The sequence below is a fragment of the Azonexus fungiphilus genome (genome assembly GCF_003634965.1).
In the GTDB taxonomy this organism is placed as follows: domain Bacteria; phylum Pseudomonadota; class Gammaproteobacteria; order Burkholderiales; family Rhodocyclaceae; genus Azonexus; species Azonexus fungiphilus.
Genome location: NZ_RBXP01000016.1, coordinates 84,510 through 110,707, shown reverse-complemented (window position 1 = coordinate 110,707; position 26,198 = coordinate 84,510). Strand labels below are relative to the sequence as shown.

The window sequence follows — 26,198 nt, the reverse complement described above, 5'->3', positions numbered from 1 at the left end:
CGTGAAACGGGCCCGCCTCCTCCTTGTTGCAGCCTGGCTGTGCGGAGGACTGGCCGGTCCGGTCCTGGCCGCCCCGGAGCGCGTCCGGGTGGTCAGCGACGACAACTTCCCGCCTTACCTGTTTCTCAACGCCGACGGCCAGCCCGAAGGCTACCTGGTCGACCTCTGGCAGCTCTGGGAGCGCAAAACCGGGATCCGCGTCGAGTTGACCGCAACCGCCTGGAGCGAGGCGCAAGCGATGCTGCAGCGCGGCGACGCCGACGTCATCGAAGCGATCTACCGGACGCCGGCGCGCGAGCCGAACTACGAGTTTTCCGCCGCCTACGCGACCCAGCGCAGCTTCATCTATGCCCATAACAGCATCAGCGGGGTGAGCAGCCCGAGCACGCTGAAGGGCTTCCAGATTGGTGTCGAGGCTGGCGATGCCTGCAGCGAAATGCTGCAGGGCAAGGGTATCGCGACGCTGCAGCGCTACCGCGACTACTCGCAGATGATCCAGGCGGCGATCGACCAGGAGATCAAGCTGTTCTGCCTCGACGAGGCGCCGGCCAATTATTACCTCTACCGTTTCGCGGTCCAGGACCAGTTCAAGCAGGCTTTCGAACTGTATCGCGGTGAACTGCACCGCGCGGTGCGCAAGGGTAACGGCGAACTCCTCGCCGTCGTCGAACGGGGCATGGCCGGGATCAGCGAGGCGGAGCGCGAGGCCCTGCGCGAAAAATGGATGGGCAATCCGCTCAGCCAGACGCTGGCGCCTTTCGTGCGTCATGCCGGGATCGCGCTGGCAGTCCTGCTGGTGCTCGGGGGCGTCCTTGCCTTGTGGGTGCGCACCTTGCGCCGTCTGGTCCGGCAGCGCACCGGCGAACTCGAAATGCAGCGTGCCCAGCTGGCGACCTTGTTCGCCAGCATCCCCGACCTGGTCTGGCTGAAGGACGCCGGCGGTGTCTTCCTGACGTGCAATCCGCGTTTCCAGCGGCTTTATGGTGCGAGCGAGGCGGAGATCGTCGGGCGTACCGATTACGACTTCGTCGACAAGGAACTGGCCGATTCCTTCCGCCGTAACGACCAGCGCGCGATGGAGGCCGGCCGGCCGACGATGAACGAGGAATGGATCACCTTTGCCGATGGCGGCGAACGCATCCTGGTCGAGACGGTGAAGACCCCGATGTGCGATCGCGAAGGTCGTCTCATCGGCGTGCTCGGGATCGCCCGCGACATCACCCGCCGCCGCGAGATCGAGAATGCGCTGCGGGCCAGCGAGGAAAAACTGCGCATGGCCCAGTTGAGCGCCGCCCTCGGCGTCTGGGAAAGCGACCTGAAAAGCGGCCGCATCACCTGGTCGCCGGAGGTCGAGGCGATGTACGGGATGGCGCCGGGCAGCTTCGATGGCCGCCAGGCGACCTGGCTGGCTCGCGTTCATCCGGACGACCGGCAGACGCTGCTGCAGGCGATGGCGCATCACCTCGGTGCGCCGCAACCCTTCGACCTTGAGTTCCGCGTCCTGCGCAACGATGGTGAGATCCGCTGGGTTGCCGCGCGCGGCCAGGTGCATGTCGACGACAAGGGGCAGGCGCAGCGCATTGTCGGGGTCAACTTCGATATCACCGAAAAAAGGCGTATCGCCGAGGAATTGCGCCGCTACCGGGAACAGCTCGAGGCGCTGGTCGACGAACGGACCCGCCAGCTGGCCCAGGCACGCGATGCCGCCGAAGCGGCAAACCGCGCCAAGAGTGCTTTCCTGGCCAACATGAGTCACGAAATCCGGACGCCGATGAACGCCATCATCGGCATGTCGCATGTCCTGCGCGCCCGGCTCGATGCTCCCGACCTGCTCGACAAGCTCGACAAGATCAGCGGTTCGGCCGATCACCTGCTCGGCATCATCAACGACCTCCTCGATTTTTCCAAGATCGAGGCCGGCAAGCTGCACCTGGAGTCGCGCGAGCTCGATCCGCGCTGCATCATGGACAACATCCTGTCGATGCTGTCGGCGCAGGCCTCGGCCAAGGGCCTGCGTCTGCTCGGCAGCGTCGACGAACTGCCGCCCGGGCTGCGCGGCGATGCCGGTCGGCTGGTCCAGGCCTTCCTCAACCTGGCGGGCAACGCGGTCAAGTTCACCGAGCGCGGCCAGGTCGTGCTGCGCATCACGCGCGAGGCCGACGATGCTCAGGCGGTGACCTTGCGCTTCTCGGTCGAGGATACCGGCATCGGGATCGCCCCGGAAATCGTCGGTCGCCTCTTTTCGCCTTTCGAACAGGCCGACGAGACGACTGCCCGGCGCTTCGGCGGTACCGGTCTCGGCCTGGCGATCACCCGCCGGCTGGCCAACCTGATGGGCGGTGACGCCGGGGTCGAGAGCACGCCGGGGCAGGGCAGCCGTTTCTGGTTCAGCGCCCGCCTCGAGCGCGGTGCGCCGGCGCTGGTCACGCGGCCGGCAGGCGGACAGCGTGCCGACCAGCAGTTGCGCGATACCTTCCTCGGCACGCATGTTCTGGTGGTTGAGGACGATCCGATCAACCAGGAGGTGGCCGTCGAGTTGCTCGAAAGCGTCGGCCTGGTCGTCGATGTCGCTGGCGACGGGCAAGCGGCGGTGGAACGGGTTGCCGCCGCCGACATGCCCTATGCATTGATCCTGATGGACTTGCAGATGCCGCGCCTGGGCGGCCTCGAGGCTACCGAGCGGCTGCGGGCGCTACCTGGTTTCGCGACGCCGGTGATCGCGATGACCGCCAACGCCTTCAGCGAAGACCAGGCGCGTTGCCTGGCCGCCGGCATGGTCGATTTCATCGCCAAGCCGGTCGATCCGGTGCTGCTCTACGAAACCCTGCTCAACTGGCTGCGCAAGGGGCGCTCGATCGGCTGATCAGGCTTCCTCGGTCTTCTTTTTGGCGGCCGGCTTCTTGGCCGCCGGGGCTTTCTTCTCGAACTCGAAACCGACCTTGCCCTCGGCGACCACCAGATAGGCCGAGAACTTGCGCTTGGTCCGGTTGGAGACGAACTCCTTGAGCAGGTCGGTCTTGCCGGTTGCCAGCATCTTCTGCATCTGGGCGGCGTCGACCGGCTGCTGCAGGATGATCTTGCCGGAGCGGAAATCGCAGGATTTTTCCGGGCCGACCGACTTCTCGCAGACGTAGGAGGTGCCGTGGTCGTAGACGTTGGCTGCGCACTTCGGGCATTTGCCGAGGCTTTCCTGGTCGGAGAAATCGACCGGTTCGGCGTTCGCCTCGTCGGCCTTGTCCTGGCCGAAGTCGAATTCGGGCAGGTGCTCGGCGTTGAGCTTGATCGCTGCGGCAAAACTGCGGCCCATCTTGTTGCGGAAGCCGGTCAGCGGGCCGACGTGGCGTTCGGTCAGCAGCGTCTCGATTTCGGCCGGTTCGTACTGGCGCCCGGCGACGATCTTCCACAGTGAATAGTCGCAGTCGCTGCACTGGAATTTCTTGTAGGTCTCGCGGATCAGGCCGCCGCACTTCGGGCAAGGGGCGCTGAGGATGCCGAAATCACCGGGAATCGTATCGCTGTCGTAGGTCTTGGCGCGCTCGACGATGTGGCGGGTCATCTCGGCGATCTCGCGCATGAACTCGTCGCGCGTGAAATCGCCCTTCTCGATGCGGCCGAGCTTCCATTCCCAGTCACCGGTCAGTTCCGGCTGGGTCAGTTCCTCGATGCCGAGACCGTTCAACAGCGTCATCAGGTTGAAGGCCTTGGCGGTCGGGATCAGTTCGCGACCTTCGCGCAGCATGTACTGCTCGCCGATCAGGTTCTCGATGATCTGGGCGCGCGTTGCCGGCGTGCCGAGGCCGCGGCCGGCCATCGCCGCCTTCAGTTCCTCGTCGTCGACCATCTTGCCGGCACCTTCCATGGCCGACAGCAGGGTGGCTTCCGAATAGCGCGGCGGCGGCTTGGTGGCGCTGGCCTTGACCGTGACTTCCTCGGTTTTGACCTTTTCGTCCTTGTCGACCGCGACCAGGTTGCCTTCGTCGCCGCTCTGGCCTTCCTTGCCATGCACGGCAAGCCAGCCCGGATTGACCAGGACCTTGCCTTCGGTCTTGAACGGATGGCCTTCGACGCGGGTGATGCGGGTGGTCACCAGGTATTCGGCGGCCGGGAAGAAGACCGACAGGAAGCGGCGGACGACGAAGTCGTACAGTTTCTGCTCGGCTTCGTTGAGGTTCTTCGGTGCCTGCGGCGTGGGGATGATGGCGAAGTGATCGCTCACCTTCGCGTTGTTGAAGATGCGCTTGTTCGGCAACACCCAGTTGCGCGCCAGGATCTGGTGCGCGAACGGCGCGTAGCGGGCGAGCAGGACTTCGTCGTGACCCTTGCCGGCGCCTTCGCCGGTGAGCACGCGCATCGTTTCCTTGACCGTGGCGAGGTAATCCTCGGGCAGGCAACGGGAGTCGGTCCGCGGGTAGGTCAGGACCTTGTGCTTTTCGTAGAGTGCCTGGGCCAGGCCGAGCGTGGTCTTGGCCGAAAAGCCGAAACGGCTGTTGGCCTCGCGCTGCAGGCTGGTCAGGTCGAACAGCAGGGGCGACAGGCGGGTTTCCGGCTTGGCTTCCTCGCTGACGATGCCGGGCTTGCCCGAGGTCGCCGCCTTGATCGCTTCGGCCCGGGCGACTTCCCAGAGGCGGTCGGCGCGGGCGTGCTCGTCGTCCTGCTTGCCCTTGAATCCCTCGTCGAACCATTTGCCGGTATAGCCGCCAGCCTTGGCGGCGAATTCGGCCTCGACTTCCCAGTAATCGCGCGGCACGAAGTCGCGGATCTTGCGCTCGCGCTCGACGACGATCGCCAGCGTCGGCGTCTGCACGCGGCCGACCGTGGTCAGGTGGAAGCCGCCGGTCTTCGAGTTGAAGGCGGTCATCGCCCGGGTGCCGTTGATGCCGACCAGCCAGTCGGATTCGGAGCGGCAGACGGCGGCGTCGGCCAGCCCCTGCATTTCGCTGCCCGGGCGCAGGCGGGCGAAGCCGTCGCGGATCGCCTGCGGCGTCATCGACTGCAGCCACAACCGCTGCACCGGCTTGCCGGCCTTGGCGTGCTGGGCGATGTAATTGAAGATCAGCTCGCCCTCGCGCCCCGCGTCACAGGCGTTGATCAGGCCGGTGACATCCTTGCGCTTGATCAGCTTGTTGAGCACGCGCAGTCGCGGCGCGCTCTTCTCGATCGGATTCAGCGCGAAATGCGGCGGGATCACCGGCAGGTGGGCGAAGGACCATTTGCCGCGCTTGACCTCGAATTCTTCCGGACAGGCCAGTTCGAGCAAATGGCCGACGGCCGACGAGACGACGTATTCGTCGTTTTCGAAGTATTCGTCGTGCTTGGTGAAACCACCGAGTGCCTTGGCGATGTCGCTGGCGACGGAGGGTTTCTCGGCGATGATCAGTTTTTTGCTCATGGGGTCTGCCTGTCAGGTGCCGGGCATGATAAGTGGGCGCCGGACGGATTGGCAAGGGCGCCGGCGAAACGGCGCCGGATCAGTTCAGGCGCTGGTAGCGGTTGCCGGGAAGGACCGCGATGCGGCCGGCGAGTTCCAGGTCGAGCAACTGCGGCAGGACGACTTCGGCGCCGAGGCCGCTGCGTTCGACCAGCTGGTCGAGGCTGCAGGGATCGTGACCGATCGCCGCGAGCAACGGCGGCAGCGTTTCGGTTGCCGGGGCGGCTGGCGGGCTTGCCGCTTGCCCGAGTTCTTCAAGGATGTCGGCGGCGCTCTCGACCAGTTTGGCGCCGTCGCGGATCAGCCGGTGGCAGCCGCGCGCGACCGGCGAGTGGATCGAGCCGGGGATCGCGAAAACCTCGCGGCCCTGTTCGCCGGCCAGCCGGGCAGTGATCAGCGATCCGCTCTCGGTCGCCGCTTCGACGACCAGGACGCCGCGGGCCAGGCCGGCGATCAGCCGGTTGCGGCGCGGGAAGTTGGCGGCCAGTGCCGGCGTGCCGAGCGGGAATTCGGAGACGATTGCGCCGTGCTCGGCGATCGCCAGGGCCAGGTCGCGGTTGCGCGCCGGATAGATGCGGTCGGGGCCGGTGCCGATCACCGCGACGGTATCGCCGGCGGCGGCCAGGGCTCCGCGGTGGGCTGCAGCATCGATGCCCAGCGCCAGGCCGCTGATGATGCTCCAGCCGGCGCCGGCCAGGGTGTGTGCGAACTGCTCGGCGTTGCGCACCCCCTGCGGGGTCGCGTTGCGGCTGCCGACGATGCCGATGCCCCGGCGGCCAAGCAGTTCGCGGCGGCCGCGGACGAAGAGCAGGCAGGGCGGATCGGCAATTTCAAGGAGGGCGGGTGGGTAGTCGTCGTCGGCCAGGGTCAGGATGTGCTGGCCGGGCTGCTCGCCCCAGGCCATGTGACGGTCGACGGCCTCGGTGAACGAAAAATCGAAAAGCAGGTCGGCCTTGTTGCCGACGACGCTGCGTACGGCAGCGTGACCGGCCGCGAAGATCGCGCCGGGTAAACCGAAAGCGGCGAGAAGCTTCCTCTGCGTCTCGCCGCCGATGCCCGGGGGCAGGATCAGGCGCAGCCAGTCGGCCAGGCCCGGATCGGTATTCACGGATTGCGCACGCCGTCGCCGACCAGCACCGACTTGGAGGATTCGACGACCAGCGCGTAGGCGATGTGGTCGAAGGTCCGGAAGACGAAGGCGAGTCCGTAGCGCTCTTCGGGAATTTCCGTCGTCTCGCGCTTGACGTCCTCGTCGAGGTGCAGCGCAACCCGCTTGCGATAGAGGGCGATGACGTGGCCACGCTCGATGCCATCAGCACTGCCGCGGTTGATCGAAACCACCGAGCTGGGGCCGCCTTCATTGACGGCGCCGTAGATCGACATCACCTGGGCCTTGATCTGATGCTCCGGCTGGCGCGGCACGTAGGCCAGGATGGTCGCCGGCGGCGCCGGCAGCAGCCAGTCGCCGCGGGCGATCTCTTCCTTGGCCAGGGTGATGCGCAGGGTTGCCGGCTCGCCCGGGCGGAGCAGTTGGGCGTTGCCGAGGAAGAAGGCTTCATGGCCGAGGACCTGGCCGGTTTCCGGGTCGGTGAGCGCCTTGCCGGGGCGGAAGACATGCCATTTCTCGACGCTGGCATCGGGGATGCCGGTGACGTAGGCCTGGTCGCCGCTGCCGAGCAGGACGCGGTCTTCCTGGGTGGCGACGATGCGGGCAGCCTTCTTGTCGGCGCCCTGCTCGATGATCAGCGGTTGCGAGATGAAGGGTTCGATCGCATTCGGGGGAATGCTCGGGATGCTGGTGCCGAGCGGCGTTGCGTGGACCTGGGGCTGCAGGCGATTCACCACCGGCTTGCCCAGGCGCAGGCGCGGCGTGCCGTCGGAGAGGTCGAGCCAGACGATGTCGCCGGGATAGATCAGGTGCGGATTCTTGATCTGATCCTTGTTCAGGCGCCAGATTTCCGGCCAGCGCCAGGGTTTCTGCAGGAATTTCCCGGAGATGCCCCAGAGGGTGTCGCCCTTGACGACGACATGTCGGTCCGGCGGGTTGCTGACCAGCTCCAGCGGCTCGGCGGCCGTGGCGAAAGCCGCTGTCGCGGCCAGGAGGAGCGCGGATATAATGCGAACCATGGGTAGTCCCTCACGTACCGGTGGAACGCGCAGCAGATTGTGTGGTCTTATCGGCGTCTGCAATTCGCGTTCATATCTCGAGAATTGCTTTAGATTCTGCATGTAATCCTATAAGCAAGCAAGCCTTTATTCCTGTTTACCATGGCACTCTTACCCATTTTGCGTTTTCCTGATCCCCGTCTGAAGAAAGTCGCTGCACCGGTGACGAAAATTGACGATGGCATTCGCCGGCTGGCGGCCGACATGGCCGAAACCATGTACGAGGCGCCGGGGATCGGTCTGGCCGCGACCCAGGTCGATGTGCACAAGCGGGTGGTGGTGATCGACGTTTCGGAAGAGAAGAACGAACTGCGCGTCTTCGTCAATCCGGAGATCGACAACAGCTACGGCCTGGCGATCGGCGAGGAGGGCTGTCTGTCAGTTCCGGGCATCTACGACAAGGTCGAGCGCGCCGAGCGCGTCCGCGTGCGTTATCTCGATCTCGCCGGCCAGCCGCAGGTGCTCGATGCCGACGGCCTGCTCGCCGTGTGCATCCAGCATGAAATCGATCACCTGAACGGCAAGGTCTTCGTCGACCACCTGTCGCAGCTCAAGCAGACGCGGATTCGCAGCAAGCTGGCCAAGCAGTCGCGGGTCACCGCATGAAGGTCATTTTCGCGGGCACGCCGGCATTCGCGGCGCAGGCGCTGACGGCGATCATCGCCGCCGGCCACGAAGTGGCGCTGGTGCTCACCCAGCCCGACCGCCCGGCCGGGCGCGGCATGGCGCTGCAGCCATCGGCCGTCAAGCAGGTGGCGCTGGCGCACGGGGTCGAGGTCTTCCAGCCGCTGTCGCTGAAGGACGCCGAGGCGCAGGCCCGGCTGGCCGGACTCGCGGCCGAGGTCATGGTCGTTGCTGCCTACGGGCTGATCCTGCCGCAGGCGGTGCTCGACCTGCCGCGCCACGGCTGCCTCAACATCCATGCTTCGCTGTTGCCGCGCTGGCGCGGTGCGGCGCCGATCCAGCGGGCGCTGCTCGCCGGCGACGCCGAGACCGGGGTCTGCATCATGCAGATGGAAGCCGGCCTCGATACCGGGCCGGTGCTGCTGCGCGAGGCTTTCCCGATCGCCGGCGACGACACCACGGCAAGCTTGCACGACAAGCTCGCCGCCTGCGGTGCCCGCCTCATCGTCGACGCGCTTGCCCGGCTGCCCTTGCCGGCTGCGCCGCAGCCGGCCGCAGGCGTCACCTATGCGCACAAGATCGAGAAGGCGGAAGCGGCGATCGACTGGACGCGCAGTGCTGCCGAGCTCGACCGCCACCTGCGTGCCTTCAACCCATTTCCCGGGGCGCAGGCGCAGTTCGCCGGGCAGACGGTCAAGCTGTGGGCGGCACAGCCGGTGGCCGGTGCGGGCGAACCGGGCTGTGTCCTGGCGGTCGATCGCCAGGCGGTGGTCGTTGCCTGCGGCAGCGGGGCGCTGGCCGTGACCGAGTTGCAGAAGGCCGGCGGCAAGCGCCTGCCGGTGCGCGAGTTCCTCGCCGGGCATCCCTTGCAGCCGGGCGACCGGTTTACCGTTCCGGCTTGAGGCGAGGGCTGGCCGTTTCACGTGAAACGCGCCGGCGGTGGATTTCCTCAAGCAGGCGACCGAGCCGGTAGCCGGCTTCGGTCACCCGCCGCTCAGCGGTTTGGCTGGCCCAGGTTCGATAGTCGTCGTCGATCTGGGCGCTGACACTGCCGGGAGTTGCCGGATAGGCCCGCGCCAGCAGGCGACGGCTTTCGCGCAGCCATTGCCCGACCTCGCCCTGTTCCGGCGTCGGCTGTCCTGCCAGCAGTTCCCCGGCGCGCCGCTGCAGGCGTTTGCCGCGCAGGCCGCTGCTCCCGGGCAGGTCGTCCCACCAGGCGTGCAGCTTGACGAAGGGTTGCCGCGCCGCCGGGTCTTCGACGAGCACGCTGTTGCCGCCGCGATCCTCGCTGCGGCCGACATGGAAAGGCTGGTGCAGGTCGCCGACAAGGTGGGCGAGCCAGGGCAGGGCCCAGGAAATTTCCTCGGTTTTGACGGTCGACCGCAAAATTTCGCGCAATTCCAGAATCTTGCGGTCGATCTGCCCGCGGCCGCGTTTTCCGCGCTTGTCGAAATCGACGTAATGCCAGTCGCCGTGCGCCGCCATGTCGGAGAATCCAGGCAGCGGCGGGGCCGTCTCGTCGGCGAAGCGCGGGTCGCGGCGGATCGCGTCGGCCCAGGTCGACGCCTCGGCGAAGACCAGCGCCGGATCGTCGGCGCCGGCTTTCTCGCGCCAGCGGCCGTGGTCGGGATGGCCGGCCAGGGCGGTGGCGACGAAGCTGCGCGTCGGCGGGCTCATCTGCTGCCAGGCGATCAGCGCGGCGAGCCGATGGCCGGCGGCATTCCAGGCCAATGCCGGCGGGCTGGCACAGATCAGGATCAGCAATATCAGCAAAGGGCGCATGCCGCGATTATGCCCCGTGCGATAATCGCGGCCTATGTCGCGATTGCCTTTCAACTCCCTTGCCTATGCCCTGCGCGAGGCCGCCCGCATCGATGCGGCGGTGTTCGCCGGCCAGAGCCTGGCCGACAACCTGCTCGGCAGCGTCGACCCGCAGGCCCGGCCGGCCGTCCAGGACCTCGTCTACGGCAGCCTGCGTGCCTTCGGTCGCGGCGATTTCTTCCTCTCCCGCCTGCTCGAACGGCCGCTCGCCGTGGACGAGGTGCGGGCCCTGCTGCTGGTCGCGCTGTATCGGCTGGAAACCCGGCCGGAAGCGGTGCATACGGTTGTCGATCAGGCCGTCTCGGCTGCCGGCGAGCTGCTCCATGGCAAGTTCCGCGGCCTGGTCAACGGCGTGCTGCGCAGTTTCCTGCGCCAGCAGGAGGCGTTGACCGCCGCCCTGGCCGCCGACGGCCTCGCCGTCGCCCAGCATCCCGATTGGTGGTTGCGTCAGCTGCAGGCGGCCTGGCCGGACGACTGGCAGCGCATCGTCGCCGCCGGCAACCAGGCGCCGCCGATGGGCTTGCGCGTCAATCGCCGGCGCCTCGCGCGGGCCGACTACCTGGCCCGCCTGGCGGCCATCGACATCGCCGCGACGCCGGTTGGCGAGGACGGCCTAGCACTGGCCCGGCCGCAAGCGGTCGACCGCTTGCCGGGCTTCTTCGACGGCCTGGTTTCGGTCCAGGATCCCGGCGCCCAGCGGGCCGCCGAAATCCTCGCACCGGCGCCCGGCAGCCGCGTCCTCGATGCCTGTGCGGCGCCCGGCGGCAAGACTGCGCACCTGCTCGAGCGGGCCGATCTCGACTTGCTCGCCCTCGACCTCAAGCCGGCCCGCTGCCGGCGCATCGAGGAAGCGCTGGGCCGGCTGCAACTGTCGGCGCGCGTCACCGCTGCCGATTGCACGCGTCCCGAGCGCTGGTGGGACGGCCGGCCCTTCGATGCGGTGCTCGCCGACGTGCCGTGTACCGCCAGCGGTGTCGTCCGGCGCAACCCGGATGCCAAGTGGTTGCGCCGCGAGGCCGACATCGCCAGCTTCGCCCAGGCGCAGAAGCGGATCCTGGGCGCGCTGTGGCCGCTGCTCAGGCCGGGCGGTAAACTGCTCTACGCGACCTGTTCGGTGTTCCCGGCGGAAAACCAGATGCAGATCGCGGCCTTCGCCGCCGCCCAGCCGGGTGTCGGTATCGTCCATGAGGAACAGCTTCTTCCCGATGCGCAGCACGATGGCTTTTTCTACTGCCTGCTCGAAAAGCGTGCTTGAACGCCTGCGGCGCTGGTTGCTGCTGCTGGTTTTCGTGCCGGCGCTGGCGTGGACCGCGGAAATCGAGGTCGCCAACCCGCAGTTGACGGCCAGCGACGACGGCTACGTGCTCGCCGCCGATTTCCGCTTCGAACTCAATTCACGCCTCGAGGAAGCCGTCAACCGCGGCGTCGTGCTCTATTTCGTCGCCGATTTCGAACTCGGCCGCGAACGCTGGTACTGGTTCGACGAGAAGCTGGTGACGCGCAGCCAGACCTACCGCCTGTCCTACCATGCGCTGACGCGCCAGTACCGGCTCAGCACCGGCGGCCTGCACCAGTCGTTCGAGACGCTCGGCGAGGCCCTCGGCGTGCTCCGCCGCCTGCGCCACTGGCTGGTCATCGACAAGGACGAACGCGGCGTCGTCGCCGGCGGCAGCTACCTGGCGGCGCTGCGCCTGCGCCTCGACGTCGCCCAGTTGCCGCGGCCGTTCCAGATCAGTGCGCTGGGCAACAAGGAATGGACGCTGGCCGGCGACTTCAAGACCTGGCAAGCGACCCTGCCGCCGCTGCCGGCCGGGGAGGACAAGTGAAGCGCTTCGTCGCTGCCGCCGGTGCGCTGGCCGCCGCTGTCGGCGGCATCCTCTGGTTCCTGCTGTTGCTGGCGACGGCGGCCGATACCGTCGTCTTTTCGCGCAACTATCCGTTGCTGATCGCGCTCAACATCGTCCTCGCGCTCGGCATGGTGACCCTGGTCGGCTGGCAGCTGCGCACGCTGTGGCGCGACTACCAGGCGCAGGTCTTCGGCGCCCGCCTGAAGCTGCGCCTGATGCTGATGTTCGGCGTCATCGCCGTGCTTCCGGGGGCGCTGGTGTATGGCGTCTCGGTCCAGTTCGTCACCCGCTCGATCGAAAGCTGGTTCGACGTGCGCGTCGAGAAGGCACTCGAGTCCGGCCTGCATCTCGGCCGTTCGGCGCTCGACTCGCTGCTCGTCGAGCTGACCCAGAAAGCCCGCGACATGGCCGACGAACTGACCTACGTGCCGGAACCGTCGCGGCGCTCGGCGCTGTTCCGCCTGCGCGAGGATCGCAGCGTGCACACCGCGGCGTTGTTCTCGGTCGGCGGCCAGCTGCTGACCAGCGCCACCGGCGACCTCGGCAGCCTGATGCCGGAGCTGCCGACCCAGGCGCAGCTCAAGCAGGCGCGCAGCGCCCAGGGGCTGAGCGGGATCGAAGGCGAGGGGTCGGCGCTGTTCCTGCGCGTGCTGATGCCGGTCGGTTCGCGCGAGATGTTCGACGAGCCGCGCATCCTGCAGCTGACCCAGCAGGTGCCGGAAACCCTGGCGCTGGATGCCGAGTCGGTGCAGGCCGTGTATCGCGACTATCAGGAACTGCAGCTGGCGCGCCAGGGACTGACCCGCATTTATGCCCTGACCCTGACGTTGACCGTGCTCGTCGCGCTGTTCAGCGCCTTTGCGCTGGCCTACTGGATGGCCCGCCGGCTGGTGGCGCCGCTGTACATCCTCGCCGAGGGCACGCAGGCCGTCGCCCAGGGCGACTTCTCGCAGCGCCAGGCGGTCTATAGCGGCGACGAGCTCGGTGTGCTGACCCAGTCGTTCAACCGGATGACCCGCCAGCTCGACGACGCCCGCCGGGAAACCGACCGTCACCGCAGCGAGCTGGAATCGGCGCGCGGCTATCTCGAGTCGATTCTTGCCAACCTCTCGGCCGGGGTGCTGGTCTTCGACCGCAATTTCCTGTTGCGCACGGTCAACGAGGGCGCGCTGACGATTCTCGACGACGATTTTTCCGGCCTGATCGGTCTGGCGCCGGAAGCCTGGCCGCGCCAGCAGCTGCTCGGCGAGTTCATCCGTGCCAGCTTTGCCGCCAGCGGCGAGCCGGAATGGCAGGCCCAGCTCGAACTCGAGCGCCCGAACGGCATGCCGCAGGTACTGCTGCTGCGCGCCTCGCGCCTGCCGGAAGCCAGCGGTGGCGGTGATGTCGTCGTCTTCGACGACGTCACCCGGCTGATCGCCGCCCAGCGCAGCGCCGCCTGGGGCGAAGTTGCCCGCCGCCTGGCGCACGAGATCAAGAATCCGCTGACGCCGATCCAGCTCTCGGCCGAGCGCCTGCAGCACAAGCTGGCGAGCAAGCTGGCCAACGGCGACGCCGAGATGCTGGCGCGCGGCACGCAGACGATCATCGCCCAGGTCCAGGCGATGAAGCGGATGGTCGACGATTTCCGCGACTACGCCCGGATGCCGGCGCCGGAAGTGGCGCCCCTCGACCTCAACGGGCTGCTCGGCGAGGTGCTCGGGCTCTACGAAAGCTCGGCGGTACGGTTCGAGCTCAGCCTGGGCGAGGCGCTGCCGCCGGTGCTCGGCGATGCGACACAGCTGCGCCAGATCATCCACAACCTGCTGCGCAACGCCGAGGACGCGCTCGAAGGCCGCACCGACGGTCGCGTCGGCATCACCACCGAGATCGTCGGGCGTTGCGCCCGGCTGCTCATCGCCGACAACGGACCGGGCTTTCCGGTCGAACTGCTGCCGCGCATCTTCGAGCCCTACGTGACGACCAAGGCGCGCGGGACCGGATTGGGATTGCCCATCGTCAGGAAGATCGTCGATGAGCATCAGGGTAGTATAGAAATCAGCAATGCACCGACCGGCGGGGCGCGGATCGACATCCGCCTGCCGCTGGTTCGGGACAAGGAGGCCAAGCATGGCAATCATTCTGGTCGTTGATGACGAAGTCGGCATCCGCGAACTGCTTTCCGAAATCCTGATCGACGAGGGCTACGACGTGCGCCTCGCCGAGAACGCCTGCGCGGCCCGCCGGGTGCGCAACGAACTGCGCCCGGACCTGGTCCTGCTCGACATCTGGATGCCCGACACCGACGGCATCTCGCTGCTCAAGGAGTGGCATGTCGGCGGTCATCTGAACATGCCGGTGGTGATGATGTCCGGGCACGGCACCATCGATACCGCGGTCGAGGCAACCCGTTTCGGCGCCTTCGACTTCCTCGAGAAGCCGATTGCGTTGCAGAAGCTGCTCGGCACCGTGCAGAAGGCACTCAAGCACGACGCACCGCCGCCGCGCCCGCCGCTGACGCTGGAAGCCTTCTCGCGGCTGCCCTTCGTCAAGGAATTCCGGCGCCGGCTCGAGCAGGCCGCGGCCAAGGCGCCGGTGGTGCTGATCAAGGGCGCCACCGCGGGCATGGCCGAAATTGCCGCGCGCACGCTGCTGGCGCCGCGTGCGCCCTGGCTCGACCTGTCGGCGACGAGCAGCGCCCTGACCCAGGAAGCGCTCGAGAAGACCAGCGGCGGCATCCTCTTCGTGCCCGACCTGGCGGCACTGGGCAAGATGCAGCAGATGAACCTGGCGTTTGCGGTCGACCGTGCCGAGAAGCTGAATCTGCAGCTGGTCCTGGCCTGCACCACGCCGTTGTCGACACTTGCCGAGTACGGCTGGGACGCCAAGCTGCTCGCCCGCGTTGGCGAGATCTGGCTGGCCATGCCGGCGCTCGCCGGCCACGCCGACGAATTGCCGGAAATCGCCAGCCTGTTGCTGACCAATTTCGTCGAACGCGGCGAAGTGCCGGCGCGGCGATTCTCGACCGCGGCGCTCAACGCGCTGCGCACGCTGCCCTGGAAGAAGCACGCGGAAGCGAGCTGGAACGTCCTCTACGGCCTGGTGCGCAACCTCGCGCTGACGGCCCTCGATGAGGAAATCGGCAGCGACGACGTGGCCCGCGTGATGCCGCCCGAGGTGGTCGAGGACAGTCCGGCGCAGTCCTTCCTGCCGCTGTTCGAGCAGCCCTTGCGCGAAGCGCGCGATGCCTTCGAGAAGCTCTATTTCGAGCATCACCTGCGCCAGGAGGGCGGCAACATGACGCGCCTGGCCGAGCGTTCGGGGCTGGAGCGGACCCATCTGTACCGCAAGCTCAAGCAACTCGACATCCGCCTCGGCAAGCGCGGCGAGGAATGAGCCGGGGCCGCGCATGAAGATCATCATCCTCGGCGCCGGCCAGGTCGGCGCCAGCGTCGCCGAAGGGCTGGTTTCGGAAGAGAACGACATCACCATCGTCGATCAGGACCCGGGCCGGCTGCACCAGTTGCAGGACCGTCTCGACCTGCGCACCGTCGTCGGCGACGCGGCGACGCCGTCGGTACTGCGCAGCGCCGGCGCCGAGGATGCCGACATGGTCATCGCGGTGACCCAGAGCGACCAGGCCAACCTGGTTGCCTGCAAGCTGTCGCAGTCGGTCTTCAACATCCCGACGCGGATCGCCCGCCTGCGTTCGCGTGATTTCCTCGAGGACGAGGTGCTCCTTTCCGGCGACAACTTCGCGGTCGATTTCGCGCTCTGCCCGGAGCAGGTGATCACCGACTACATTCGCCGCCTGATCGAGTTTCCGCGTGCGCTGCAGGTGCTCAATTTCGCCAACGGCCGGGTCTGCCTGGTCGGTGTGCGCGCCGACGAGGGCGGCCTGCTCGTCGGCAAACCGATCAAGGCGATGCCCGATCTGCTGCCGCCGGAGATCGATGCGCGCATCGCCGCCATCTTCCGCGACAACCAGCCGGTCTTTCCCGAGGGCGACACCGTCGTCCGTACCGGCGACGAGGTCTTCCTGCTTGCCGCTGCCGAGAACATCCATACCGTGCTCAACCAGTTGCGCCGCCTGGTCAGCCGCGTCGAACGAGTGATGATCGCCGGCGGCGGCAATATCGGCCTGCGCCTGGCCAAGGCGCTCGAGGGGCGCTACGAGGTCAAGCTGATCGAAGGCCGCCGGCCGCGTGCCGAGCTGCTGGCCAACGAGCTCAACGACACGCTCGTGCTCTGCGGCGACGCCACCGACGAGGAGCTGCTCGAGCAGGAAAACATCGCCGAGATGGACCTCTTCCTGGCGATGACCAACGACGACGAAGACAACATCATGGCCGGCAGCCTGGCCAAGCGGCTCGGCTGCAAGCGCGTGGTCGCGCTGATCAACCGCCGCGCCTACGCCGAGATGATCGAGGGCGGGCCGATCGACATCGGCATCTCGCCGGCCCAGGTCTCGATCGGCACCTTGCTCGCCTATGTCCGCCAGGGCGACGTCGCCGAAGTGCATTCGCTGCGTCGCGGTGCCGCCGAGGCGCTCGAGATCGTCGCTCACGGCGATCGGGCGACGTCGAAGGTGGTCGGCCGGCGGATCGACGAAGTCGACTGGCCGAAAGGCGTCACCGTCGCCGCGCTGGTGCGCAATTTCGACGAACCGATCGTCGTCGGCCAGACCGACGACTGGACCGCGATCACCCGCTACGGCGAGGTGTTGATCGCGCACCACGACACGGTGATCGAGGCCGGCGACCATGTGATCCTGTTCTGCACGCGCAAGAAGCTGGTCAAGAAGATCGAGAAGCTGTTCCAGGTTGGCTTCCACTTCCTGTGAGCCGATGCCGATGACGCGTTTTGCCCCGGTCTACCGTGCCCTCGGGCTGATCCTGATGCTCTTCGGGCTGGCCCTGCTGGCACCGCTCGGCGTTTCGCACCTGACCAGCGATGGCGCCGAGCGCGTGTACGAGCATGTCTTCCTGCTCACCGTGCTGTGCGGCACCTTCCTCTGGTACCGCTATCGCCACACCACGCGCGACCTCAGCGTGCGCGACGGATTCCTGCTTGTCGTCCTGGTGTGGACGGTGCTGCCGGCGTTTTCGGCGCTGCCGTTCATGATTCATCTGGGGATGTCGCATACCGATGCCTATTTCGAGGCGACCTCGGCGTTGACCGCGACCGGGGCAACGCTGATGTCCGGGCTCGACGACCTGCCCAAATCGATCAACCTGTGGCGCCACCTGATGCAGTGGCTGGGCGGCATGGGCCTGATCGTGCTGGTCGTCGCCATCCTGCCGATGCTCGGTATTGGCGGCCGGCAGATGCTCGCCGCCGAGATTCCCGGGCCGATGAAGGAAAACCGGCTGACGCCGCGCGTCACCGAAACCGCCAAGGGCCTGTGGCTGATCTACGTGGTGATGACCATTGCCTGCACGCTGGCCTATCGCTGGGCCGGCATGAGCTGGTTCGACGCCGTCTGCCACAGCTTCTCGACGGTGTCGCTCGGTGGTTTCTCGACCCATGACGCCAGCCTCGGCTATTTCCAGTCGGCGAGCATCGAATGGATCTGCGTCGGTTTCATGCTCTTTTCCGGCATCAACTACGCCACCCACTTCCTTGCTTTGAGCGGTCGCTCGCTGTTCGCCTACGGCCGCGATCCGGAAGCCGGCTGGTTCGTCGGCGTGCTGCTGGTCAGCGTCTTCGTGCTCGCCAACTACCTGTGGAAGGAGGGGACCTTCGAGGACATGGACAGTGCCTTCCGCTACGCGCTGTTCAACGTCATCTCGGTGGCGACGACGACCGGTTACTCGACCATCGACTACGGCCAGTGGCCGATGTTCGTCGGCCTGTGGATGCTCTTCCTGTGCAGTTTCTCGACCAGCGCCGGGTCGACCGGCGGCGGTATCAAGATGATGCGCGCCTTGCTGCTCTACAAGCAGGTTTATCGCGAGCTGGTCCGCGCGATGCACCCGGCGGCGGTGTACAACGTCCGCCTCGGCGGCGCCACGGCGCCGCAGTCGGTACTCTTCGCCGTCCTCGCCTTCGCTTTCGTGTACATGGTCAGCATCGTCACGATGACGCTGCTGCTTGCCTTCACCGGCCTCGATATCGTCACCGCCTTCAGCGCCGTCGCGGCCAGCATCAACAACACCGGGCCCGGCCTCGGTCAGGTCGGGCCGGCGTCGACCTATGCCGTGCTCGAGGATTTCCAGACCTGGATCTGCACCTTCGCGATGCTGCTTGGCCGCCTCGAGATCTTCACGCTGCTTGTCGTCCTGACTCCCGCCTTCTGGCGGAAGTGACCGCGGCGCCGGAAAGGCGGATAATCGCGGTTTTTCGAATTCAGGCGGAGTAGACCGTGAGCCGACCCAAGAACGACACCTTCCTGCGTGCGCTGCTGAAGGAACCGACCGACTATACCCCGCTCTGGTTGATGCGCCAGGCCGGTCGCTACCTGCCCGAGTACTGCGAGACGCGCAAGCGGGCCGGCAACTTCCTCAACCTGTGCAAGACCCCGTCGCTGGCCTGCGAGGTGACGCTGCAGCCGCTCGCCCGCTACGATCTCGACGCCGCCATCCTGTTTTCCGACATCCTCACCGTGCCCGATGCGATGGGCCTCGGCCTGTATTTCGCCGAAGGCGAGGGACCGAAGTTCGAGCGCCCGCTGCGCGAGGAATGGGCGATCAACAACCTGAGCGCGCCGGATCCCTACGAGCATCTCGGCTACGTCATGGATGCCGTCTCCGAAATCCGTCGCGCACTCGACAACTCGGTGCCGCTGATCGGCTTCTCCGGCAGCCCGTACACGCTCGCCTGCTACATGATCGAAGGGCAGGGCTCGTCCGACTTCCGCCACATCAAGGGCATGATGTACAGCCGCCCCGACCTGCTGCACAAGATCCTGGCGGTGACCGCCGATGCGGTGACCAGCTACCTGAACGCGCAGATCGACTGCGGCGCCCAGGCGGTGATGATCTTCGACACCTGGGGCGGTTCGCTGTCGGCAGCGGCCTATCAGGAGTTCTCGCTGGCCTACATGCAGCGCATCGTCGCCGGCCTGAAGAAGGAAAAGGACGGCCAGCGCATTCCGAGCATCGTGTTCACCAAGAACGGCGGTCTGTGGCTGGAGAAGATCGCTGCCATCGGCTGCGACGCGGTCGGCCTCGACTGGACGATCGATATCGGTGAAGCCCGGCGCCGGGTCGGCGACCAGGTCGCGCTGCAGGGCAACATCGATCCGAACGTGCTGTTCGGCACGCCGGAAACGATTGCTGCCGAAACCCGCAAGGTGCTCGACAGCTACGGTACCGGCAACACCGGCCATGTCTTCAACCTCGGCCACGGCATTTCGCAATACACGCCGCCGGAGAACGTCTCGGTGCTCGTCGACACGGTGCATGCGTACAGCCGTCAGCTGCGTAAGTGAGTGCTCCGCAACCGGGGAAACGGTTGACTTATGCACAGTTCTTCGTTCCCCGGAAGAAAAAAATCGCGAAACCGGCTTGACACCGTGTTGATTATTCAAGCTGTTGAAAACAAAGGGTTTTGTTTTCTGCCCAATATTTCGGCAAGATAACAAAACCCTTACGAAACGCCCACTTAGCATTTCTTTACCTCGGCAATCCACAAAGTTATCCACAGCTTTTGTGGACAACCGCCAGCGGTCGTCGAGGCCCCGCTTTCCGGATCCCCGATGCCTGTCCTGCGCGTTGCCCTCGACCTGCCGCTGCACCGCCTGTTCGACTACCTGTCGCCGGCGGCGGGGGCGGCCGACGTCGGCCGGCGGGTCAAGGTGCCGTTCGGGCGCGGCGAGCGCATCGGCGTCATCGTCGCCGTCGTCGATGACAGCGCATGGCCGGTCGCGCAGCTGAAGCAGGCCGGGGAAATCCTTGCCGAACCGGCGCCGCTGCCCGACGATTTCTTCGCCCTCTGCGAGTTCGCCAGCAATTATTACCAGGCGCCTTTCGGCGAGGTCGTGCTGCAGGCGCTGCCGGCCGGGCTGAAGCGGCTGACGCCGCCGGAGCGGCGTGCCGGGCGGGCGCGCAAGGCACCGCCGGCGCTGGCCCAGCCGGCGCTGACCGCCGAGCAGGCGGCTGCGATCGGGAAGGTCACGGTCGACGGCGGATTTTCGGCAAATTTGCTGTTCGGCGTCACCGGTAGCGGCAAGACCGAGGTTTACCTGCGTCTGGTCGAGCAGGTGCTGGCGCTCGGCCGCCAGGTCCTGCTGCTGGTCCCCGAGATCAACCTGACGCCGCAGCTCGAAGAACGCGTGCGCGGGCGTTTCCCGACGCGCGAGGTGGTCTCGCTGCACAGCGAACTCGCCGAAGCGGCGCGCGAGCGCAACTGGCTGGCGGCTTTTGGCGGCCAGGCCGAGATCGTTCTCGGCACCCGTCTGGCGGTGTTTACGCCGATGCCGCGGCTTGGCCTGATCATCGTCGACGAGGAGCACGACCCGTCGTTCAAGCAGCAGGACGGGATGCGCTATTCGGCCCGCGATGTCGCCGTCGTCCGCGCCCGCCAGGCGGCGATCCCGATTCTGCTCGGCTCGGCGACGCCGTCGCTGGAAACCTGGGCCAACGCCGAGGGCGGCCGCTACGGACGGCTCGATCTGAAGGCCCGGGCCAATCCGGAGGCGCGGTTGCCGGCGGTGCATGTCATCGATACCCGCCGGCTGGTGCTCAAGGAGGGCGTCAGCGCGCCGCTGCTGGCGGCAATCCGCGAGCGTCTGGCGCGCCGCGAGCAGAGCCTGGTCTTCCTCAACCGGCGCGGTTATGCGCCGGTGCTCGCCTGTCCGGCCTGCGGCTGGGTCTCGCGTTGCCAGCGCTGTGCCGCCAACCTGGTGCTGCATCTGGCCGATCGCCGCCTGCGCTGCCACCACTGCGGTTTCGAGAACGGCATCCCGCGCGCCTGCCCGACCTGCGGCAACCAGGACATCCACCCGTTCGGCCGCGGCACCCAGCGCGTCGAGGAGTGGCTGCAGGGCGAGTTCCCCGAGGCCCGCATCCTGCGCGTCGACCGCGATGCGGTGAAGAGCCGCAAGCAGTGGGAAGCGGTCCTCGAGCGCATCCACGGCGGCGAGGCGGACATCCTGGTCGGTACCCAGATGCTGGCCAAGGGACACGATTTCCCGCGGCTGACACTGGTCGGCGTGCTCGGTGCCGATGCCGCGCTCTACGCCGCCGACTGGCGCGCCCCGGAGCGCCTGTTCGCCCAGCTGATGCAGGTGGCCGGTCGCGCCGGTCGTGCCGAGCTGGCCGGCGAGGTGCTGATCCAGACCCAGTATCCGGATCATCCGCTGTTCGCCGCGCTGGTCGCCCAGGACTATCCGGGCTTCGCTGCCGCCCAGCTCAAGGAGCGCGAGCAGGCCGGCTTTCCGCCCTATGCCTTCCAGGCGGTGCTGCGGGCCGAGGCACCGGCGATGGCCGAGGCGATCGCCTTTCTCGAGCAGGCCGCAGCCCTGCCGGTGATCGGCGAGCACGATCAGGTCATGCTCTACGACCCGGTGCCGATGAAGATGGCCCGGCTGGCCAATCTCGAACGTGGGCAACTGCTCGCCGAATCCTATTCCCGGCCGGCGCTGCAGACTTTCCTGCCGCGCTGGCGGGCGGCGATCGACGGCCTGAAGGCGGGCTCGAAGCTGCGCTGGCACCTCGAGGTCGATCCGCTCGAGCTCTGAGCCGAATCGGCACGAGCCTTGCTGAGGCTTGCTCCCCACGACCACGAGGAGCATCCGGATGAAGATCGAGGAAACGGCCGTCAACCTGGCGGCTACACACGCGGCGAGCAGCAGCCAGAGCGTGTCGATTACCGCTGAATACAGCTTCGGCCAGCTGTTCGAGAGCCTCGCCACGGCCCCGGCCGAGGCATCGACGAACTTGCAGCAGCGGGTGCAGAAGCTGCTCGAATCGCTGCTCAAAACCATCCTGGCGGCAATCGATGGCCGGCAATGCCAGGAACCTCTTGCCGCCGATGCGGCAAGCTTGCCGGTCGCCAGCGCGGCCAGCGGCGGCGAGCGCGGCATCGCCTGGCGGCGGGTGGTCAGCGAACGGATCAGCGAAAGCGAGAGCACCGAAGTCTGTGCCCGGGGCAGCGTCCGCACTTGCGACGGACGCAGCATCGACTTCGATTTCAGCCTCACGATGCAGCGCGAATACAGCCGCGAGCGGGTCAGCGAGGAAAGCGGCAGCATCCGCCTGCGCGACCCGCTGGTCCTCAGCTTCGCCGGCAACTACTGCGAACTGGTCGGCGAACGCTTCGACTTCGATCTCGATGCCGACGGCAGCTGCGAATCGCTGCCCGGGCTGGCCGGTGGCAGTGCCTTCCTGGTTTTCGACCGTAACGGCAACGGTCGCGCCGACGACGGCAGCGAACTGTTCGGCGCCCGCAGTGGCGACGGTTTCGCCGACCTGGCCAGGCTCGACGATGACGGCAACGGCTGGATCGACGAAGCCGATGCTGCCTACGCCCGGCTCGCGCTGTGGTCAGGCGACAGCTATCGCCCGCTGGCGGCAGCCGGGGTCGGCGCGCTGTACACGCTGACGGTCGACGCCCCGTTTGCGCTGAAAACCGCCGACAACGAACTGCTCGGGCAGATTCGCTCGGCCGGCGTGTATCTGATGGAAAGCGGGCAGGCCGGCCTGCTGCAGCAGGTCGACCTGGCCGTGTCAGGGCGCCCGGCGGGGCAGCAGGAACCAGGCGAGGGCCAGGGCCTGCGCACCTAGCAGGCTGAAGAAGGCGATCCGGTAGGCGCCGGCGGCATCCCAGCCGGCTGCCCGGAGGCCGTCGATGAGGCCACCGATGCCCCACTGCAGGCCGAAGGCGCCGAGGAAGACGAGCAGGTTGAAGGCGGTGTTGGCGCGGCCCGACCATTGCGCCGGGAAAGCCTGGGCGACCAGCGAGTAGGAAATGTTCGACAGCGAGAAGCAGGCGCCGAGCAGCGGCCACAGCAGGGCACCGGCAAACTGGGGCTGCAGCGCGATGCAGGCGAAGGCAGCGAAGGCCAGCAGCATCGCCGTGCGATAGAGTTTTTCCAGGGGCATGCCGCGGTGTACCAGTGCCGTTGCGAAGAAGCCCATGAACAGGAAGCCGCCGAGCATGGCCAGGCCCATCCAGGTGAGCCGGGCAGCGACCGCCGCCGCGTCGAGGACTTCGATGACGTTCATCCAGCGCGACGCCCACAGTCCCTGGACGGCCATGAAGCCGCCGGTGAAGGCGAAGCCCATCGGCGCGTAACGCCAGAAATGGCGGCTGGCGAAAATGTGGCGGACGCCGGCCAGTTGTTCGGCGAAGCCGGCGCCACCGGCTTCACTGGCCTTGTCGGGAACGTAGCGCCAGAGTGCGGCGGCAACCACCAGGGTGACGGCGGCCAGGGCGAAGACGATTTCGCGCCAGCCGGTGAAGCCGAGCGCGATTTCCAGCGGTTTCGCTGCGGCCAGCGCACCGAGGCCGCCCGAAGCCATGATCCAGCCGGTCAACGAGGCCTGGCGCTCGGGCGGGAACCATTGCGAGAAGGCCTTGAAAGAGGCCATCAGGCAGGCCGAGACGCCGAGCCCGATCAGCGCCCGGCCCAGCGTCAGGCCGCTGAGGCCGTCGGCCAGTGCGAAGGTGGCGGCGCCGGCGGCGGCGATGGTGAGCAGTACGGCCTCGACCCGGCGCGGGCCGAAGCGGTCGAGGAGCATGCCGAGCGGTAGCTGGGCGGCGCCGAAGGCGAGGAAATAGGTGCTGGTGAGCAGGCCGAGGGCGTTGTCGGGCAGCGCCAGTTCGCCGGCGATGACCGGTCCGAGTACCGCATTGACCGTGCGGTAGAGGTAGGACAGGAAATAGCCGGCAGCGAACGGCAGGAAAAGGCGCAGCATCAGGCTGCGCGGATCGGGATGGCTCATGCCTGCTCCGGTTTCACGTGGAACGATGTCGGCGCCTTGGCCGGGGTTTCTGGGTTGCTGCGCAGCCAGGCGCAGCGCTGGTCGATTTTCTGGCGCCAGTGTTCGGCGATGCCCGGTGTCGCCGCCAGTTGCTCGAGCGCCGCCACCGGCGGGCGATGGCTTTGCCAGAGCTGCATTGCCGCCGCCAGCGTCGGCCCGCTGCCGGCCTGTTCGAGACGCAGCGGGTCGCCGGGGGCGACGATGCCGGGCGACAGCACGCGCCAGTACCAGCCGGTCAGCTGCTGCTCGGCGATGAACTGGGCGATGCCTTCGGTGGCAAAACGCTCGTCTATCTTCCAGCACGGCGTGCGCGGCTGGCAGACCTGCAGGCGGGCGCTGCCGAGCTGCCAGACATCGCCGACGCCGACACCGGTTTCGTCAAGGCCGCTGGCCGAGAGGTTTTCACCGAGGCTGCCGGGGACCAGCGCCTCGGCAATTTCGGGAAAGCGTGTGGCGAGGCGGGCGTAATGGGCAGCTGGGTAGAGGTGCACGGCCTTTTCCGGGCCGCCGTGCACGCGCAGGTCGGCTTGGCGGTCGGCGACGAAGCCGGCCGGGCCGAGTTCGAGCGGGCCGCTGGCCGGCTGTTTATAGATGCCGGTCGGTCGTCCGGACTCGGGAAGCAGGCGGATGCCGCCGACGAAAAGGGAGATCTGCACCATGGGCCGGCGATTGTGCCATCAATTCCACAACCACGCTGCGCCGCGCACGCCGGAGGAATCACCGTGCACCGGCAGCCGGAAGCGGGTATGGAAATCGTCGGAAAAGACGTGTCGACCGCAAAATTCCGGCAGCGACGCGCTCAGTCCCGGCAACTGCGAGAGGCCGCCGCCGAGGACGACGACGTCCGGGTCGAGCAGGTTGATGACGCCGGCCAGCGCCCGCCCGAGGCGGCGGCCGTGGCGTTCGAGCGTGGCGGCACAGGCGCTGTCGCCGGCAGCGGCGCGGCCGGCGATGTCGCTGGCGGTGAGGGTCTCGCCGGTGACGCGGCGGTGGTCGGCGGCAAGGCCGGGGCCGGACAGCCAGGTTTCGACGCAGCCGCTGCGGCCGCAGTAGCAGGGCAGGGGGGGCAGCGGGTCGGCGGCGTCGGCCGGCAGCGGGTTGTGCCCCCACTCGCCGGCGATGGCATGGGCGCCGACCAGCACCCGGCCGTCGATGACGATGCCGCCGCCGACGCCGGTGCCGAGGATGACGCCGAAGACGCAGCGGGCTCCCTGGCCGGCGCCGTCGACCGCCTCGGACAGCGCGAAGCAGTTGGCGTCGTTGGCCAGGCGGATCTCGCGCCCGAGCAGCGCCTGCAGGTCTTGGCGCAGCGGCTGGCCGATCAGGCAGGTCGAATTGGCATTCTTGATCCGTCCGTCGCGTTGCGACTCGGCGCCGGGAATGCCGATACCGACGCTGCCGCGCCGACCGAGCTCGTGCTCGGCGTCGGCGACCAGGGTGGCGATCGCCCGCAGCGTTGCCGGGTAGTCGCCCTGCGGTGTCGGCACGCGCCGGCGGAGCAGGCAGCCACCGTTGGCGGCGAGCGCGCAGATCTCGATCTTGGTGCCGCCGAGATCGATGCCCAGGCGCATCAGACGCGGACGGCGACGCCCTTGACGTTGCCCCAGGTGGTGGTCATCGTGCGCAGCACGCTGGCGCCGGATTCGAGCAGGAGCAGGAAGAGGTCGCGCTCGGAATACAGGCAGACTTCGTGATGGATCTCGTACTTGCGCGCCATCGCTGGCGACAGCGGGCTGTAGCGCTCGTAGATCGACTGCTCGCGGCCGGGATAGCCGTCGCCCAGCTCCGAGTGCAGGCCGAGGATCGAGATGAACAGCTTGCCGCCGATCTTGAGCTTGCGCATCAGTTCGCGGATGAGCGCCTTGCCCTGGGCGTAGGGCAGGCTGCACAGGCCGCGGCGGAGGACGATGATGTCGTAGGGCGCGCCGCTGTCGGTGGCCGGCGGCGCCGGCAGTTCGGTGGCGGCGAAGTGGATGCTGCCGAGGTGGCCGGCGGCGAGAATGCGCCCCTCGATCTCGTGCTGGCGCTCGGGCGTGTCGGCGACGGTGACGCGGGCGTCGAGCTGGGCGAAGCGGGCCGCCAGCTTGCACTGGCCGGCCGGCAGCACGAGCACCGAAACGCTGTGGTCGATGCGCTGGCGCTTGGCGCATTCCTCGAGCGCCAGTTGCTGGATGGCGTCGTTTTCCTCCGCCCAAGGATTGCTGTCGGTATTCTTGTTCATCGGCGTCTCCCCCTTGAGCCCATTGTGCATGAGGGGCAATGCTCCTGACAACTTGCCGGCCGGGGGCGCGGGCTGGTGATTGACGCCACCGGCCGGCGGTGGAAAATCGCAGGGCCGTCGGAAAACCGAGGGCGTTGCCGGTGCGGCTATCGGAATTCCGTTGGCGGCAGGGCAGCTTGCTGTTT

At 67.4% G+C, this 26,198-nt stretch carries 20 protein-coding genes; 12 read left to right on the top strand and 8 right to left on the bottom strand.

Translation table 11 applies throughout. The annotated features are described in order from the left end of the window. The first annotated feature begins 1 nt into the window (after position 1). Positions 2-2,863 (top strand): PAS domain S-box protein, encoded by a 2,862-nt coding sequence (locus tag DFR40_RS11545; protein WP_121458654.1) that lies wholly within the window; start codon positions 2-4, stop codon positions 2,861-2,863. Here the strand turns inward: DFR40_RS11545 and DFR40_RS11540 are convergent, their stop codons facing one another. From DFR40_RS11540 to DFR40_RS11530, 3 genes are all read right to left on the bottom strand, one after another. Further along, positions 2,864-5,389 (bottom strand): DNA topoisomerase III, encoded by a 2,526-nt coding sequence (locus DFR40_RS11540; RefSeq protein ID WP_121458653.1) that lies wholly within the window; start codon positions 5,387-5,389, stop codon positions 2,864-2,866. A gap of 79 nt (positions 5,390-5,468) precedes the next feature. Beyond that, positions 5,469-6,536 carry a DNA-processing protein DprA gene (dprA, locus tag DFR40_RS11535; RefSeq protein WP_121458652.1) on the bottom strand — a complete coding sequence of 356 codons (1,068 nt, stop codon included), beginning with the start codon at positions 6,534-6,536 and terminating at the stop codon, positions 5,469-5,471. Further along, on the bottom strand, positions 6,533-7,555 hold the full coding sequence (locus tag DFR40_RS11530) for a LysM peptidoglycan-binding domain-containing protein (protein WP_121458651.1): 1,023 nt from the start codon (positions 7,553-7,555) through the stop codon (positions 6,533-6,535). Before DFR40_RS11530 ends, dprA begins: the two co-directional genes overlap by 4 nt. A gap of 141 nt (positions 7,556-7,696) precedes the next feature. Here DFR40_RS11530 and def point away from each other — a divergent pair, with 141 nt between their 5' ends. Together def and fmt are read left to right on the top strand one after the other, a co-directional pair. After that, complete coding sequence (def, locus tag DFR40_RS11525; protein WP_121458650.1) at positions 7,697-8,200, top strand: peptide deformylase; 504 nt, start codon at positions 7,697-7,699, stop codon at positions 8,198-8,200. Further along, the gene (fmt, locus tag DFR40_RS11520) at positions 8,197-9,120 is read left to right on the top strand and encodes a methionyl-tRNA formyltransferase (protein WP_121458649.1); all 924 of its coding nucleotides are present in this window, start codon (positions 8,197-8,199) and stop codon (positions 9,118-9,120) included. The genes def and fmt overlap by 4 nt, the downstream gene beginning before the upstream one ends. On the opposite strand, the gene DFR40_RS11515 is transcribed toward fmt, so the two are convergent. Further along, positions 9,104-10,000, bottom strand: a complete 897-nt coding sequence (locus tag DFR40_RS11515; protein ID WP_121458648.1) for a S1/P1 nuclease — start codon at positions 9,998-10,000, stop codon at positions 9,104-9,106. The two genes, fmt and DFR40_RS11515, sit on opposite strands and share 17 nt — an antisense overlap. Before the next feature lie 34 nt (positions 10,001-10,034). On the opposite strand from DFR40_RS11515, the gene rsmB reads away from it, so the two are divergent. The 9 genes from rsmB to DFR40_RS11470 all read left to right on the top strand — a co-directional run bounded on the left by rsmB (position 10,035) and on the right by DFR40_RS11470 (position 22,592). Beyond that, a complete protein-coding gene (rsmB, locus tag DFR40_RS11510) occupies positions 10,035-11,294 on the top strand; it encodes a 16S rRNA (cytosine(967)-C(5))-methyltransferase RsmB (protein ID WP_121458647.1) in 1,260 nt (419 codons plus the stop codon). Then, entirely contained in the window at positions 11,287-11,865 is a 579-nt protein-coding gene (locus DFR40_RS11505; protein WP_245985671.1) for a DUF4390 domain-containing protein, read from the top strand. Before rsmB ends, DFR40_RS11505 begins: the two co-directional genes overlap by 8 nt. After that, positions 11,862-14,018 carry a sensor histidine kinase gene (locus tag DFR40_RS11500; RefSeq protein WP_245985670.1) on the top strand — a complete coding sequence of 719 codons (2,157 nt, stop codon included), beginning with the start codon at positions 11,862-11,864 and terminating at the stop codon, positions 14,016-14,018. The genes DFR40_RS11505 and DFR40_RS11500 overlap by 4 nt, the downstream gene beginning before the upstream one ends. Beyond that, on the top strand, positions 13,996-15,261 hold the full coding sequence (locus DFR40_RS11495; RefSeq protein ID WP_121458644.1) for a sigma-54-dependent transcriptional regulator: 1,266 nt from the start codon (positions 13,996-13,998) through the stop codon (positions 15,259-15,261). The genes DFR40_RS11500 and DFR40_RS11495 overlap by 23 nt, the downstream gene beginning before the upstream one ends. 13 nt (positions 15,262-15,274) lie before the next feature. Then, positions 15,275-16,708: a Trk system potassium transporter TrkA gene (gene trkA / locus DFR40_RS11490; RefSeq protein ID WP_121458643.1), complete on the top strand. Its 1,434-nt coding sequence runs from the start codon at positions 15,275-15,277 to the stop codon at positions 16,706-16,708. Positions 16,709-16,718: 10 nt separating this feature from the next. Continuing rightward, entirely contained in the window at positions 16,719-18,173 is a 1,455-nt protein-coding gene (locus DFR40_RS11485; protein ID WP_121458851.1) for a TrkH family potassium uptake protein, read from the top strand. A gap of 56 nt (positions 18,174-18,229) precedes the next feature. Continuing rightward, entirely contained in the window at positions 18,230-19,297 is a 1,068-nt protein-coding gene (gene hemE / locus DFR40_RS11480) for a uroporphyrinogen decarboxylase (RefSeq protein ID WP_121458642.1), read from the top strand. A gap of 267 nt (positions 19,298-19,564) precedes the next feature. Next, the gene (locus tag DFR40_RS11475) at positions 19,565-21,547 is read left to right on the top strand and encodes a primosomal protein N' (protein ID WP_121458641.1); all 1,983 of its coding nucleotides are present in this window, start codon (positions 19,565-19,567) and stop codon (positions 21,545-21,547) included. Positions 21,548-21,605: 58 nt separating this feature from the next. Beyond that, positions 21,606-22,592 (top strand): hypothetical protein, encoded by a 987-nt coding sequence (locus tag DFR40_RS11470; protein WP_121458640.1) that lies wholly within the window; start codon positions 21,606-21,608, stop codon positions 22,590-22,592. On the opposite strand, the gene DFR40_RS11465 is transcribed toward DFR40_RS11470, so the two are convergent. The 4 genes from DFR40_RS11465 to DFR40_RS11450 are packed head-to-tail and all read right to left on the bottom strand — an operon-like array spanning position 22,536 to position 26,013. Beyond that, positions 22,536-23,753, bottom strand: coding sequence for an MFS transporter (locus DFR40_RS11465; protein WP_121458639.1), 1,218 nt, complete (start codon positions 23,751-23,753; stop codon positions 22,536-22,538). The two genes, DFR40_RS11470 and DFR40_RS11465, sit on opposite strands and share 57 nt — an antisense overlap. Next, complete coding sequence (locus DFR40_RS11460; protein ID WP_121458638.1) at positions 23,750-24,451, bottom strand: MOSC domain-containing protein; 702 nt, start codon at positions 24,449-24,451, stop codon at positions 23,750-23,752. Before DFR40_RS11460 ends, DFR40_RS11465 begins: the two co-directional genes overlap by 4 nt. A gap of 18 nt (positions 24,452-24,469) precedes the next feature. Beyond that, positions 24,470-25,363, bottom strand: coding sequence for an ROK family protein (locus tag DFR40_RS11455; RefSeq protein WP_121458637.1), 894 nt, complete (start codon positions 25,361-25,363; stop codon positions 24,470-24,472). After that, on the bottom strand, positions 25,363-26,013 hold the full coding sequence (locus DFR40_RS11450) for a class I SAM-dependent methyltransferase (RefSeq protein WP_121458636.1): 651 nt from the start codon (positions 26,011-26,013) through the stop codon (positions 25,363-25,365). The genes DFR40_RS11455 and DFR40_RS11450 overlap by 1 nt, the downstream gene beginning before the upstream one ends. Positions 26,014-26,198 lie beyond the last annotated feature (185 nt).

Coding starts and splice junctions, on each gene's coding strand:
- rsmB (WP_121458647.1), top strand. CDS start 10,035: ATGTCGCGATTGCCTTTCAACTCCCTTGCCTATGCCCTGCGCGAGGCC.
- fmt (WP_121458649.1), top strand. CDS start 8,197: ATGAAGGTCATTTTCGCGGGCACGCCGGCATTCGCGGCGCAGGCGCTG.
- DFR40_RS11515 (WP_121458648.1), bottom strand. CDS start 10,000: ATGCGCCCTTTGCTGATATTGCTGATCCTGATCTGTGCCAGCCCGCCG.
- DFR40_RS11540 (WP_121458653.1), bottom strand. CDS start 5,389: ATGAGCAAAAAACTGATCATCGCCGAGAAACCCTCCGTCGCCAGCGAC.
- DFR40_RS11460 (WP_121458638.1), bottom strand. CDS start 24,451: ATGGTGCAGATCTCCCTTTTCGTCGGCGGCATCCGCCTGCTTCCCGAG.
- def (WP_121458650.1), top strand. CDS start 7,697: ATGGCACTCTTACCCATTTTGCGTTTTCCTGATCCCCGTCTGAAGAAA.
- DFR40_RS11495 (WP_121458644.1), top strand. CDS start 13,996: ATGGCAATCATTCTGGTCGTTGATGACGAAGTCGGCATCCGCGAACTG.
- DFR40_RS11530 (WP_121458651.1), bottom strand. CDS start 7,555: ATGGTTCGCATTATATCCGCGCTCCTCCTGGCCGCGACAGCGGCTTTC.
- DFR40_RS11470 (WP_121458640.1), top strand. CDS start 21,606: ATGAAGATCGAGGAAACGGCCGTCAACCTGGCGGCTACACACGCGGCG.
- DFR40_RS11485 (WP_121458851.1), top strand. CDS start 16,719: ATGACGCGTTTTGCCCCGGTCTACCGTGCCCTCGGGCTGATCCTGATG.
- DFR40_RS11455 (WP_121458637.1), bottom strand. CDS start 25,363: ATGCGCCTGGGCATCGATCTCGGCGGCACCAAGATCGAGATCTGCGCG.
- DFR40_RS11465 (WP_121458639.1), bottom strand. CDS start 23,753: ATGAGCCATCCCGATCCGCGCAGCCTGATGCTGCGCCTTTTCCTGCCG.
- DFR40_RS11475 (WP_121458641.1), top strand. CDS start 19,565: ATGCCTGTCCTGCGCGTTGCCCTCGACCTGCCGCTGCACCGCCTGTTC.
- DFR40_RS11450 (WP_121458636.1), bottom strand. CDS start 26,013: ATGAACAAGAATACCGACAGCAATCCTTGGGCGGAGGAAAACGACGCC.
- trkA (WP_121458643.1), top strand. CDS start 15,275: ATGAAGATCATCATCCTCGGCGCCGGCCAGGTCGGCGCCAGCGTCGCC.